The sequence below is a fragment of the Exiguobacterium sp. U13-1 genome, from assembly GCF_001750115.1.
Taxonomy (GTDB): domain Bacteria; phylum Bacillota; class Bacilli; order Exiguobacteriales; family Exiguobacteriaceae; genus Exiguobacterium_A; species Exiguobacterium_A acetylicum.
In genome coordinates this window covers 2,036,467-2,049,093 of the sequence record NZ_CP015731.1, presented here as the reverse complement: position 1 = coordinate 2,049,093, position 12,627 = coordinate 2,036,467, and the positions used below count along the sequence as shown (strand labels likewise).

At 50.8% G+C, this 12,627-nt stretch carries 12 protein-coding genes; 1 reads left to right on the top strand and 11 read right to left on the bottom strand.

The window, feature by feature from the left end; translation table 11 throughout:
* Positions 1-40 precede the first annotated feature (40 nt).
* From ESP131_RS10625 to ESP131_RS10575, 11 genes are all read right to left on the bottom strand, one after another.
* Complete coding sequence (locus tag ESP131_RS10625) at positions 41-340, bottom strand: putative quinol monooxygenase (RefSeq protein WP_069940696.1); 300 nt, start codon at positions 338-340, stop codon at positions 41-43.
* Entirely contained in the window at positions 340-705 is a 366-nt protein-coding gene (locus tag ESP131_RS10620) for a YciI family protein (RefSeq protein ID WP_069940695.1), read from the bottom strand. Before ESP131_RS10620 ends, ESP131_RS10625 begins: the two co-directional genes overlap by 1 nt.
* Positions 706-798: 93 nt before the next feature.
* Positions 799-1,260 carry a YflT domain-containing protein gene (locus ESP131_RS10615; protein ID WP_023468312.1) on the bottom strand — a complete coding sequence of 154 codons (462 nt, stop codon included), beginning with the start codon at positions 1,258-1,260 and terminating at the stop codon, positions 799-801.
* Positions 1,261-1,346: 86 nt separating this feature from the next.
* On the bottom strand, positions 1,347-3,020 hold the full coding sequence (locus ESP131_RS10610) for an FTR1 family protein (protein ID WP_069940694.1): 1,674 nt from the start codon (positions 3,018-3,020) through the stop codon (positions 1,347-1,349).
* A complete protein-coding gene (efeB, locus tag ESP131_RS10605) occupies positions 3,004-4,236 on the bottom strand; it encodes an iron uptake transporter deferrochelatase/peroxidase subunit (protein WP_425323770.1) in 1,233 nt (410 codons plus the stop codon). The genes ESP131_RS10610 and efeB overlap by 17 nt, the downstream gene beginning before the upstream one ends.
* A gap of 2 nt (positions 4,237-4,238) precedes the next feature.
* The gene (efeO, locus tag ESP131_RS10600) at positions 4,239-5,057 is read right to left on the bottom strand and encodes an iron uptake system protein EfeO (RefSeq protein ID WP_069940692.1); all 819 of its coding nucleotides are present in this window, start codon (positions 5,055-5,057) and stop codon (positions 4,239-4,241) included.
* Positions 5,058-5,191: 134 nt separating this feature from the next.
* Positions 5,192-6,895, bottom strand: coding sequence for a DUF2339 domain-containing protein (locus ESP131_RS10595; protein WP_069940691.1), 1,704 nt, complete (start codon positions 6,893-6,895; stop codon positions 5,192-5,194).
* Between the two features lie 139 nt (positions 6,896-7,034).
* Positions 7,035-8,111: a C39 family peptidase gene (locus tag ESP131_RS10590; RefSeq protein ID WP_069940690.1), complete on the bottom strand. Its 1,077-nt coding sequence runs from the start codon at positions 8,109-8,111 to the stop codon at positions 7,035-7,037.
* A gap of 183 nt (positions 8,112-8,294) precedes the next feature.
* Positions 8,295-9,344 (bottom strand): oxidoreductase, encoded by a 1,050-nt coding sequence (locus tag ESP131_RS10585; protein ID WP_029341698.1) that lies wholly within the window; start codon positions 9,342-9,344, stop codon positions 8,295-8,297.
* 73 nt (positions 9,345-9,417) lie between these two features.
* The gene (locus ESP131_RS10580; protein ID WP_069940689.1) at positions 9,418-9,903 is read right to left on the bottom strand and encodes a GNAT family N-acetyltransferase; all 486 of its coding nucleotides are present in this window, start codon (positions 9,901-9,903) and stop codon (positions 9,418-9,420) included.
* Positions 9,904-10,126: 223 nt separating this feature from the next.
* On the bottom strand, positions 10,127-10,999 hold the full coding sequence (locus ESP131_RS10575) for an SDR family NAD(P)-dependent oxidoreductase (RefSeq protein ID WP_069940688.1): 873 nt from the start codon (positions 10,997-10,999) through the stop codon (positions 10,127-10,129).
* A gap of 160 nt (positions 11,000-11,159) precedes the next feature.
* Here ESP131_RS10575 and ESP131_RS10570 point away from each other — a divergent pair, with 160 nt between their 5' ends.
* Positions 11,160-12,623: a potassium/proton antiporter gene (locus ESP131_RS10570; protein WP_069940687.1), complete on the top strand. Its 1,464-nt coding sequence runs from the start codon at positions 11,160-11,162 to the stop codon at positions 12,621-12,623.
* The last annotated feature ends 4 nt before the right edge of the window (positions 12,624-12,627 follow it).

Below are 12,627 nucleotides of genomic sequence, written 5' to 3'. Positions count from 1 at the left end.
GGCATGTAACCCCTTCTCGACTAGAGGAGGGGTTTTTGGTTTACATGAGTCCTTTGCCACCGAGCGGGTGGTCTTCGAGCACGCGTTCAACACGCTCGAGCAACGGACGCGCTTGCGTAATCAAACGCCGCGTCACCGGTAACTCTAAAGACGCGAGGTGTGCAGCGGCATCCGTCCAGATTTCACGGACATATAGCACATCCGGTTCGTCAGAACTACTGATGATGTAGTGTAGACAACTCGGATGAGTCTCTAAAGAAGCCGCAGCTTCAAGTAACAGGGCGATGACGTGGTCGCGTTGTCCGGCTTGAGTCGTAAATGTCGTCCATAATCCATACATCAAGAGGTACCGGATAATGGACGGACTTCTGCGCGCCAACCGTAAGATTCCCCTTCTGCGACTTGAGTCGTCGGATGAAGGGAAGCCAGTTCCATCGCATGATCCAAATCACGTGCTTCAAAGACAATCAAACTGCCAATCTGCTCTCCATGCGCTCGATCCGGCTCTACTTTCTTCTGTACGACCCCATCTTGCCAGTAAAATGCTTGTGTCGTAAGACCCGGGTGCCAGTCTGATAGGACATCGACTTGTTCATTGAAGGTGTTCATCAACGCATCACATCGCGACATCAAAGCATCGATCTCTTCCTTCGATAAAGCATCCATCCGCTCAGCATCGTAATAGCCAACATATAAGAATTGCATTGTCTTTCCTCCTCTCAATTTTCCCATTCCCTTCCATGAGAAGGCTAAACAAAAGCCTCCTGTCTCTACGCTGAGAAACAGGAGGCTTATGTATCATTCATCTTTTAACTTGACGTTTTGATCGGCTGGTAACGTCGTCGTCGTTTCCTCGTCTTCAAGTTTTGGTACGCCAGCACCATAATCGGTTGCTTCATCCGTCACGTAAGACGCCGCGAACGCTGGATTCAGTAAATCAGACTTCGAACCGACGATGACGATCCGCCCGTGTCGGACTTCATCTTCTAGATCCTCAGCGACATCCTTCGTCATGCCAAGCTCGGACAATTGAGCAATCCGATCATTACGGTTACTGCGGACGGCTGATAATAACGTCTCGAAGAATGACTTCTTCGTTACGCGGTATGGTAACGTCTGCGTGTCATTCGCGATGCGTTCCGCGAGTTCTTCGTCTTTTGCAAAGATGTAGATCTGTTTATTCGAATAGCCACTTGATTTGAGGCTCGTCACTTCTGCGTCGACAGCGGTCATGTTTCGTACGATGCGTGTTTCAAGCATAAAAATCCCTCTCTTTCATGCAGCAAGCTGCTGATAAGAAGTTATACCCGAAACATAATAGTTGAAACCTGAAATTGAAAAATGGATCAAGCGGCAGCCTGGATTGCTGCTGTGCGCCGCTTTTGCCAGATCGTAAACAAGGCAATCAGAATCATCAGGACGACTTGCGGGATAAGCGTCTCGAGCGTTGGGTAGAAACCAATCCAGCCGGCGGTTCCGAGTCCATTGATCGGACGAATCGGTAAGACATTCGTCAGTTGCAACGCGTGCAGACTCGTACCAAGAATCTTGAACGCCATCACATAAATCAACCAGGACGCGACTTGGAACAGACGATGGATCGGTAAACGAACACCAATCTGGATGACCGCATACGAGACCAGACCGATGATGACGATCGCGAGTCCGATTCCGGATAACAAGGCAGTTTTCGTCATCTCTGGTGCCATTCCGATGTAGAACAACAACGTCTCGGCGCCTTCCCGGAAGATCGTTAAGAAGCTGACGAAGAACAAGGACGTCGTCGAAAGCGTCGATAAAAAGTGTTTTCGTTTGGCGACGGCGCTTTTCGAGTGCAACCAGTAGCCGACGAACAACATGACAACGACCGCGACGATTCCTGTATAGCCTTCGATTTGTTCCCGACCTGTCGCCGCGAACGTGGCCTGAAAGACCGTCTGGAGGATGAGCGCTAACAGACCGCTTGCGATCAGACCAAGACCAGCACCTGCCCAGACCTTCCCTTCTTGTTTTGAACGACTTTTGCGAGCGAAAGCAACGAGCGCACTGACGATCAGTAACGCTTCGAGACCTTCCCGCAGCATGACGAGCATTGCATCGACGAACGTATAATGCGTCTTCGTTTGTAATTGTGCGATAGCATTCTCAAACGACTGGAGTTCTTGTGCCGTCTTTTCCCGCGTTTCCGGCGTCAGGCGGGCAAGTAACAGTGGTACATCTGATTCAAGCTGGGAATAGAGACCTTCATTACGTGTCCGGACCTCGCCTTCCGCACGTGGCCAGGTCTTCAGAAACGATTCGAGTGCTTGTTTCGCTTTCGGTAAATCATTTGCAGCTAGCGCGGTTTGCGCCTTTTCAAGTGGCGTCAACAGCGACTGCAGTCCCGTTTTCTTTGCCTGGACCTGCTTTCCGTCGAGGAAAGACTGGACAGCCGTATCGAACTGATCAAGTGCGGCTTTCCATTCCTTCGTATCCGCGGAATCACGCGCCGCCGCGATCCGGATCGACGCGAGCGTCATCTCGATATTGCCATAGTGACCGACACTGTCATTGCGAACAAGACTCTCGTGCGTCGCCCATGCGGTCAACAATCGTTGCTCCGCTGCCGGACGATCGCTCGCCTTGACCTGCCGCATCTCTTTCGTCAATGAAAGCAGTTGTTTCACTTTTGCTTTCGCGACCGGATCTGTCTTCGGTTTCGTTGCTTCTTCTTGCTTGCGGACGGCAGCAGAGAGTGCTGTCAGTTGCTCGCGGACTTCCGGAAACGCTGCCGACCGTTTCGCATCGACCTGTTTGACAGCTTTCGTGATTGCCGCTTGTTGATCAGGTAAGTCTTGAGCAGCTTGTCCTAGTTCATCGATTGCTTGATTCAGTGCCGCGCGATCTTCACTTGCGACGGCAGACAGGGCTTGTCCGATCGCGACATAAAGATCATCCGTCGAAGCAGCATGGACAGGCACCGCGTGTTGACCGGCTATAAGGAGTACAAGTACAAGGACGAGATTACGCAAATAACGCATCACCGATGTAGCCTCCTTTCGAGATTCCACCGAAGCAGGCGAAGATGGCACTTCCACGGTGCGTGATGTATTCATTCAATCGATCCTGTGCGGCAAGGCGACGCTGAATCTCGATGAATTGTTTTGGTGAACGCTGATACGATAAAAAGAGTAGACCCGCATCGAGGGCACCTGTCTTCTCATCGATGCCGTCCTGATACGAGTAGGAACGGCGTAAGATCGCTGTCTTCCCATCCCCGTGCGCGACAGCGGTATGCGAGTCAACCGGTAAAACAGCTTCGCCACGAGCTTGTCGTTTCGCCGGTGTGACGGAAGCGAATTCGTCTGTTGAGCCGAGCGGAGCTCCGGAAGCACGTTCGCGCCCGAAGGTCCGTTCTTGCTCTTTTAGGATCGTCCGGTCCCAGACTTCGAGATGCATCTGGATGCGACGGACGACAAGGAACGAGCCGTTCGTCAGCCACGGCGTACCGTCTTGCCACTGACAAAAGAGCGATTCTTTCCGGACTTGCTTCTTCGAGACGTCAGGATTCCCCGTGCCATCCTTGAAGCCGAAAAGATTGCGCGGCGTCCCACCAGAGGCATCTGCTGCTTTACTGCGCTGGAAACCAGCTTGGGACCAACGCATCGCGACCGTCCCGCGCCCGACACGGACGAGGTTACGGATCGCATGGAAGACGACTTGGGCATCATCACCACAGACTTGGACGACGAGGTCGCCTCCACTCCATTTTTCGTCCAGACGATCGAGGTCGAACGCCGGCAACGATTGAAGTGCATCCGGTCGTTTATGACGGATGCCGAAGCGACCATCAAACAGACTTGGACCGCACCCGAACGTAAACGTCAAGTGACCGGCAGATAATCCGTCCGCTTCCCCCGTATCTTCCGGTGGGACGTAACGGGAGTCGGAATCGCCGTATGGTAAACCGGCAGCAAGTCTTGCACATAACCGCGTCCAGCGTTTTAATAAATCGACCAACTCATCGCGTCGCTCCGTCTTGATATCAAACGCTACGACTTGGACGTGATTTTGTGGTGGTGTCAGAATTCCCGCTTGATACGTCCCGTAGAACGGCTCTTGATCACTTGCTTCAACAGTCAATGTCCGCGGGAGGAACTTCTCAAGACCACTGGCATATAGGGCGGCCCCGAGACTCGTCAAGCCTGCGACCTTCAGGACGTCACGCCGCGTGACACCTTCTTGGATTGGTTTCATGCTTATCCCTCCAGTACGATGCCCATCTTCGAGAGCGGTTCCGCGAGTTCATTGATGGCGACACTCATCTGTTTGACGTCTTGTTTCGAGAGACTCGTATAGAGGACATAGCCGTCACCCTGTTTCTTCGCATCGAGTAAAGCGTGGACGTCCTTGAAGCGATCCGCGATCTCTTTTGATAACGCCGCATCTTGTTTTTTTAGCGCCGGGTTCAACAGTTCGTAGATCTTTTCAGCACCTTCGACGTTTGCTGCGAAGTCATATAAGTCCGTATGCGAATAGCGGTCTTCTTCGCCTGTCACTTTTGAGGTCGAGACTTCGTTCAATAGATCCGTCGCCCCCGTGACGAGTAATTCTGGTGTCACCTCGACCGTCTCGACCTTCGCCCGCAGTAAGTGAACGTCCTTCATCAATTGTTTCGCGTATGCTTCATAGCCTTTTGTCGTTCCCTTTTCAAATAACCCTTGCTCGATCCGGTGGTAGCCACCCCACTCCGACGCTTTAACGTCGCCTGCTCGCGCATCGATTTTCGGATCGAGGTCACCGAACACTTCCGCGATTGGTTCTGCACGTTCGTAGTGCATCCGTGTTGGCGCGTACAACGCTTTCGCTTCTTCGAGTTTGCCAGCCTGTACGGCATCGGTGAACTTTTCCGTCTCGCGGACGAACGTATCGATTTCGTTGATCGCATACGTTCGGTAATCCGTGACGACCTGATCAAAATTCGTCTTTTTTGGTGCCGGTGTCTCCGCTTGTTTCGCTTGACTACAACCTGCTAAAACGACGGCGAGCGCCCCTGTCATCAATAATGCTTGTTTCATGTATGGTTCCCCCTGTTACTAATTAAGTCAGTTCCTTAAATAGTATAGACGACAATGATAATCGTTATCAATAAAAATTTTTGCGCAATTAAAAAAGCTTGAACCGGTTCATTTCAACCGATTCAAGCTCTTCGTTATGCTTGTTCTTTTCGTTTTTTGAAGTACGTCCGTGAAATGATGAATGTGACGATCCCGAAGCCAATGAAGACGAACGCTTTTTGGAATAAGCTCAGGAACGACAAATCGAACAGTAAAAGCTTGACGGCACTGATCGTCAGTAGCAACAATCCGGACAATCGCCACGTCGACGACGTCCGCATCCGACCGATCGCGACAAGGACGAGTGCGAGGACGATATAGGCAGCGGACAACGTCGTACTACGCGCCGTTTCTTCAAGACCGCGGTAGAACGGTAACTCCATGATAATCAACGTATAGGTCGTAAAGACACCGATCGCAGCTAAGACGAGAACAAGTTGCCATGACCCTTTCCAGACCGGATCACGATGTGTCTGAACGAGGAGCAAGACGAATGCTGTCGAAGCAATGACCATAGCGAGCACCGTCAAGGCGTAAGACAGACCTAAGCTTTGATAGGATTCATAATCAACGACGGCAGAAAAGATGAAGACGACATACAAGCCGACGTTAAACAACCGTTGATGCGGCATCCGCGCCTGCGGAACGAACCAAAATGCGGCGATCACCCCGGCAATCAAGAAGTAGCGCAGTTGATACGTCCAGCTGATGGCATCTGCCGGAATCAAGAGGACGGCGACGAGTAAAGCAACGTGACCGACGCCGTTTTGCGCCGAATCCTTTAATCGATCAGCGAGCACGTAGGCAACGCCAGCAAACAGAATCGCGATTAGCGTCCCGAACGACCAATCAAGAATCAGTAACGTCAGCAAGACGACAACACCAGCAAGCCAGCTTGGGGCGTTTGGCTGAAACTGGATCCGTCGTCCGACGAAAGACGTTGCGCCGTAACCGAAGAATGTCGCAAGTAAGAGAGACCATTCATCGAGTTGCGGGACACCATCGTCGTACCGTGAGAGCGTCAACGACAACAATCCAAACGCGAGTGCAATCGTAAAGATCACCCAAGCGAAGACGAACGCTTTCTTTGCCTTCAGTCGGTCAACGGCAAAGAAGATCGCTGCGAACAAGACGACTTCGTACAATAAGAAGAGCGGTAAGTTCGGCTCGTCCGATAATTGTAGATACGGTAATAAGAAACCGGTGATGGATACGAGGACGAGTAAGGCTTGCGATCGCATCCAGAGCATCAAACCGTACGCGATGAAGACGACGACGAGCTCAAGTAAGAAGGCTAAAGACGGTGGATAGAATTGATATAAGGCCATTCCGGCGAACAGTGCCGCCAAAGCGACGATCGTACCGGTCGCGACGAGTCCGACCCCAAGCTCACGTCGTTTCTTTTCATACTGGTATTCTCCGAGGGCGATGACGAGTAGACCAATCAACACCCCACTTCCGATACGGACAGGCGGACTGATCAGACCGGCAACCGAGGCATAGGAGAAGAGGAACAAAGCCCCGAGTGCAGCAAATATCGCTCCTATCCGGGGTAACCAGACGGTCGCGATGACCTGTTCCCATTCTTCGCGGGAGCGCTTTTCCTTGAACGTTGGTTGAGGAACAACCGGTTTTCGTTTCGTATAGGCAGGACGCGGGGCTGGGCGAGCGACCGTACTCACTTCTGGTTCGCTCGGTTCAGGTGCGATAGGTGAAGTGTGCTGTTCTTCAAGAGCAGCCACTCGTTGTCGTAACGCCGCGACCTCCTGCTCGAGACGCGTGATCCGTGGATCTTCCATCTCTTCACTTCCTTTCATGGATACATTGTCATTCTTTTACACACCTAGCAGGTGAACTCCTTCATTTTACAGTAGATTTCGTATCAATATGCCTGAAAATGACAAAAATCCGGTCGCCTTAGAGCGACCGGATGAGGGTTTAACGAACAGATAACGCATATTGTCCCGTCTGATTGAAAACGGATGTGAACTGCGAGCGACTGACACTATACTTGCCGCGGTATGGATCCGAGACATAGAACGAGCCGCTTGAGACACCTGTCACGAGCATGACGTGATAGTTCCGGTAACCTGTGAAAGTTTTACCGTCCGGTTTGATCCAAGAGAAGTAGCCATATGGATTCTTGAAATCGACGGTTGCCCAAACGATGACCGGGTTTCCGCTACGAATTTCACGTTCAATCTTTGAAACACCTTGTTTTGAGATATCGACTGCACCACTGCGGTATTTTTTAGCGAGTGGCAAGATGCCTTTCGGATAGATGCCCCAGTTCTTGTAATAATCGAGTGTACCGGCTGGATTTCCTGTGAACATCTTTTCCGGATCTGCCCAGTAGTACTTCCCGTTCTTGTATGTCGCATTTTTCATGCTCTTTGGCATCTGATTGTAAAGCGACGCAGCTGAGACGGCTTTTTTCTTGTATTCGAGCGCCATCTTCAACGAAACGAACTCACAACCCGACGGATAACCGAGTGAATACTGGTTGTAATACGGAACATTCAACTTCTTCGTTGTTGTCGATGGTTTTGATTTCGATACATATTGCGTCGAGATATAACGGTAGCTTCCCTTATAAAGAATCCGTGTCCAGCTACCTGACGTGCCATATGTCGCGACAGCAACCCCTTTATTCAGTTGGGCAACGACCTTATACTTCGTTCCAGCTCCCGTCCGGACGTTAAGTGTTCCGACTGTCGTATACTTCGTACCCGTCGACGTGTATTTCGACGAGGATGATTTGACGTAATCCTTGTGTATGTAACCTGTGCGGGATTTGTAGCTGATTTTATACCAGCTGCCGGATGTTCCTTTTGATGTGTAGACGTTTCCTTTGTAGACGTTACCGAGAATCTTACTCGACGTCGACGGTTTTTCACGGACACGCAAGACATCCGTCGTCACGGTCAACTTCGTTGCGGCCTCAGCGATCAACGAAGGGCTGAGTACCCCAACGATGACAACCGCTACGAGCAATGCGGATAAGAATCGTTTCATGATAGACCCCCTATGCTTTGATTTGGTGAGACATTCCCTTATTCCCAACTTTTTGAAAAAATAATCAACATTTCTTTAGAAAAATCTGAAAAATCAGGAATGCACCTGTTCTTTATATCAAAAAAACCCGACCATGCCTATGGGCACAGTCGAGTTGTCATCAACCTGCAATCAAATTAAAATTTAATTTTGGATCGTCAAGATATAAGGGGACGGTTGCGCAAAAGCTTGTTCGAGCAGGTGGGCAACAAACAAGGTATCCTCTTCTTTCACTGGAAGCGGTGCATCTTCGACGATACTGCGGTAAAAGGCGCGGTACATTTTACCGTAATCACCAACAGGACTCGGAATCCGGACGTCTTGCAGATGACCATGTTCGTCATGATAGATCAGACGACCATAATCGTCTTCGGAATCCTCACCGAAACCTTCTTCCCCTGGGAAGTAGTTCGCTTTTAAATCAAGTTCTTGCCGGTCGACGTGTTGTTTGATGAACGTCCCGTTCGTCCCGTGCAACATCCAGCGTGGGGCCGGGGCGAGTGCAACGTGACTCGTCCGGACACTCACCTTCAGCTCCGGATAATAGAGATCGATCGCAAATGCGTCGTCTGGATTGTGCGGCAGTCGAACACTGCGCACGTCAAAGGCGACCTTGTCCGGTTTTCCGAACAAGGCGATGATTTGGTCGAGCGTATGGACGCCGAGCCCGTAAAGCGCACCGTTTTCGTGACGCGGGTCCGCTGACGCCGCTTCCGGGCGGAATAGATCAAATTGCGAGACGACCTCGACGAGTCGTCCAAGTTTTCCGGAACGGATGATTTGCGCGACGACTTGGAAGTCGCTATCGTAACGTCGATTTTGATAGGCGAGAATCTTAACGCCTTGCACAGCTGCTTCCGCAAATAACCGCTTTGTCTCTTCTTCCGTCACGGTGAACGGTTTTTCGACGAGAACATGCTTTTGATGCTGTAACGCTTGTAACGCATACTCAAAATGAGTCGCCGGTGGTGTATTGATGACGACGACGTCGAGTTTTGGGTCAGCGAGCATCTCGGACAGATCCGTCGTAAACCGGGCATCCGGCAGTCGATCCTGATAGGATGCGAACAGCTCCGGTTTTTCCTTCCGATTGTAAATCCAGGTGACGTGATAGTTGTCCTCGATCATCACGTACGGTAAATGGTAACGGGTCGTACTTTTGCCAAAGCCGATAAAGCCGATATTCAGTCGCATCCGATCACTCCTTGAACCGTTCTTTTTCTATTACCATACCAAACGAAACGACCGTTGTCTTGATTGAACCGCTTCAGGCAGTCGCTTCGATGCGTTCGTACTCATAAATCGAGAATCCATCCCGTGTTCCTTGATAGACGAATCCGAATGACGCGTAATATGCATTGAGAAACTCGTTCGTCGCGACACAGTCAAGTCGTAGAATTTCTCCTTCATCCTCTGTCACAGCAATCGCGTGTTCGAGTAGTTTTCGACCGACACCCTGTCCTTTTGCACGGTCGCTGACGACGATTCGATGGATATACAGACCTTCTACATCATCCCACAAGGATTGATCCCATTCGAGCGAAGGAAGCAGGGCAACGGAACCAAGCAGCTCGTTCTGATCCTCAAAGACATATAAGCGACCTGCTTCTAAATCTCGTGCGACGAGTTGGTCGATGTCTTGCTCCAGATAAGCAGACCACTGGCTACTGCCACTGGCTTTGAGGGAGAGCGCTTTTTGCTCAAGTAGGGTTGCGATGTTTCGAACGTCTTTTGATGTAGCTTGTCGTATCATGTTATTCCTCCTGTTACAAAAAAATTCTTCTCTATCCTAACGAATGTACAGCGAGAAGAAAACCTTTTTGCTTCAAGATTTCACGTTTGCCCATTATTTTGTGATTTTTTTCATATTCCACAATTTTATTTCAATGTAACGTATCCTTTAGGAGTGATCTGACCCCCAGTCGTCACAACGGATAAACGACCGGCTTCCCACGAGCCGGTCGTTTTTTTGTCGTTCAGGCGAGTTCGACCCAACGACGCGACAAATTCCGTGCTTGCGCCCGGTACTCGTCGTCTTCGACGATCGGATTGCTGAGTCGTGGAGCGGAATCCGCATAGTAGCCACCGTTATCGAGCGGATCGTCGGTCGTTGCGAGGTAGAGTGCCGTCTTCGCGCCGTATTCCGGTGTATAGAGTTTTCCGGTCCAGTATCCGACTTGGGCGACCGGCTTGAGTAACGTCTTCATCACTTTCCCGTACTTGCCGCGGTAGAACAGATCCGTATTGACGATCCCTGGGTGGACGCTGACGAACGTGATCCGGTCGCCGTGTTTTTCGGCCAGTTCACGCATATGAATCATTTGCAGGAGCTTTGATTCGCGGTAAGAACGCATCGGACTATAGTGTTCTTTTTTGACGTGGGCGATGGCTTCGAGTTCGACGTCGGTCCGAATCAAGCCGCCTTCACCAGCGAGCGACGAAATCGAGATGACGCGCGGATCGTTTCCTTTTTCAAGTAACGGCAATAAGCGCTCGATCAAGTAGAAATGACTCAAGTAGTTGACTTGAAATTGTGATTCGAAGCCGTCCTTCGTAACATGATACGGCGGTACCATGACTCCAGCGTTTAAGATCAAGCGGTCGATGCGACCGACTAAATCAAACAGACGATCCGCAAAGCGACGAACGGAGTCCAATTGATCGAGTTGGACAATCTCGATTTCCAGATGCGTATGCGATACAACATGTTCCCGCAGTAATTGTACGAGTGCCGTTGCTTTCTTCTGCGAACGGACGGTAGCGATGACCCGATCTCCTCGCTCTAATAATTCTTGAATCGTGACCATCCCCATGCCGGAGTTGGCACCCGTGACGATACAGATGTTCATCCCTTTTCCTCCTTGTGTTCCATTTTGAACGCAAATAGTTCTGTTTCTAGTTTTCCTTTTTCTTTTCGTTTGTACACCTCGTTTTGACGTTATTTTTCGAAATTTTCAAAAAGTAACGTATACTAAAAGAAGAACATGTTATCACGAAAGAGGTGGTCGGATGGAAGAAGGGGCGATCTTATTCGTCGCAGGAACGTTACTATTGATTGCGATCATCACGACGAAATTCGCCGTCCGGTTAAATGTACCGACGTTGATCCTGTTCGTCGTCGTCGGGATCGTAGCAGGGTCAGATGTCACAGGAATCATCAACTTTGGTGATTTCGAGCAAGCCCGTCTCTTTGGGACGATGGCGCTCGTTCTGATTCTGTTTGACGGTGGCTTGCATACGAAGTGGGCACACTTCCGGAAAATCCTCCCTGCCGCCCTGTCGCTTGCGACCGTCGGGGTCCTTGCGACGACGGGGATCATTGCGATCGTCGCGTATCTACTACTTGATTTTTCTTGGCCGGTCGCATTATTGATCGGCGCGCTCGTCGGCTCGACCGATGCGGCCGCTGTCTTTTCCCTGCTCAGTGGACGACCAGTCGATCCAAAAGTCAAACATACGCTCGAAGCGGAGTCCGGAACGAATGATCCGATGGCTGTCTTCCTGACGATTTTGTTCACGTCGTTTGCGTTAGCACCGGAATCGTTCTCGATCGGTGCGGGTATTCTGTCCTTCATCTACGAGATGGGACTCGGGACACTAGTTGGTCTCGCAATCGGGTATCTCGTCACGCAACTGCTGAACCGGATCGAGTTACCATCGTCCGCCCTTTATCCAACTCTTCTATTCAGTGGAGCGCTCTTCTCGTATGGTCTCGCGACGATTTTGCACGCCAGTGGGTTTCTCGCCGTCTATTTGACTGGGATCTGGATCAACAATCATGACATGATCTACCGCGAGACGCTCAAACGATTCAGTGGCAGCTTATCGCATTTAGCCGAGATCGGCATGTTCATCATGCTCGGATTGCTCGTCTTTCCAAAACAATTGCTCGATCCTCGGACCTTGTTCGTCTCAGCCGTCATCGTCCTGACGTTGATCCTGCTCGCTCGTCCACTTGCCGTCGTCTTATCGCTGCTTCCGTTTCGGTATACGGTCAAAGAACAGAGTGTCATCACAGCAGCCGGATTACGGGGCGCCGTTCCGATCATTCTCGCGACCTATCCGCTTTCGAGTGGTCTCGCGGAAGCGCCGCTTCTTTTCAATATCGTCTTCTTCACCGTCATGACGTCTGCCCTTTTGCAAGGAACGGCCTTGCCGTGGATCGTCCGGCGGATGGGGCTTGAGACACAGCACGATACGACGGTTGAACCGTTCTTGAAATTCATGACCGTCACCCATCCGCAAGCGGAAATCATCGAGGTCAGGGTCTCGGCAAACAGTGTGATTGCCGGAAGAACGTTACAGGATATCGAGATGCCTCAGGATGTGCTCGTCGTCGCGATCATTCGTGAAGATGAAATTCTGACGCCGCGTGGTCAGACACGTGTCCTCGTAGACGATCAACTGTTGATTTTGACACCTAAACAAGCGGATCAGGACGTTCGGCGGCTGATTGTGTCGCTCGGGTTATAGATCG

Bases quoted from the DNA above. Each gene is read 5' to 3' on its own strand.
- ESP131_RS10580 (WP_069940689.1), bottom strand. From the start codon at position 9,903: ATGATACGACAAGCTACATCAAAAGACGTTCGAAACATCGCAACCCTA.
- efeO (WP_069940692.1), bottom strand. From the start codon at position 5,057: ATGAAACAAGCATTATTGATGACAGGGGCGCTCGCCGTCGTTTTAGCA.
- ESP131_RS10585 (WP_029341698.1), bottom strand. From the start codon at position 9,344: ATGCGACTGAATATCGGCTTTATCGGCTTTGGCAAAAGTACGACCCGT.
- ESP131_RS10625 (WP_069940696.1), bottom strand. From the start codon at position 340: ATGTATGGATTATGGACGACATTTACGACTCAAGCCGGACAACGCGAC.
- ESP131_RS10590 (WP_069940690.1), bottom strand. From the start codon at position 8,111: ATGAAACGATTCTTATCCGCATTGCTCGTAGCGGTTGTCATCGTTGGG.
- ESP131_RS10595 (WP_069940691.1), bottom strand. From the start codon at position 6,895: ATGGAAGATCCACGGATCACGCGTCTCGAGCAGGAGGTCGCGGCGTTA.
- ESP131_RS10575 (WP_069940688.1), bottom strand. From the start codon at position 10,999: ATGAACATCTGTATCGTCACGGGTGCCAACTCCGGCATGGGGATGGTC.
- ESP131_RS10570 (WP_069940687.1), top strand. From the start codon at position 11,160: ATGGAAGAAGGGGCGATCTTATTCGTCGCAGGAACGTTACTATTGATT.
- efeB (WP_425323770.1), bottom strand. From the start codon at position 4,236: ATGAAACCAATCCAAGAAGGTGTCACGCGGCGTGACGTCCTGAAGGTC.
- ESP131_RS10615 (WP_023468312.1), bottom strand. From the start codon at position 1,260: ATGCTTGAAACACGCATCGTACGAAACATGACCGCTGTCGACGCAGAA.
- ESP131_RS10610 (WP_069940694.1), bottom strand. From the start codon at position 3,020: ATGCGTTATTTGCGTAATCTCGTCCTTGTACTTGTACTCCTTATAGCC.
- ESP131_RS10620 (WP_069940695.1), bottom strand. From the start codon at position 705: ATGCAATTCTTATATGTTGGCTATTACGATGCTGAGCGGATGGATGCT.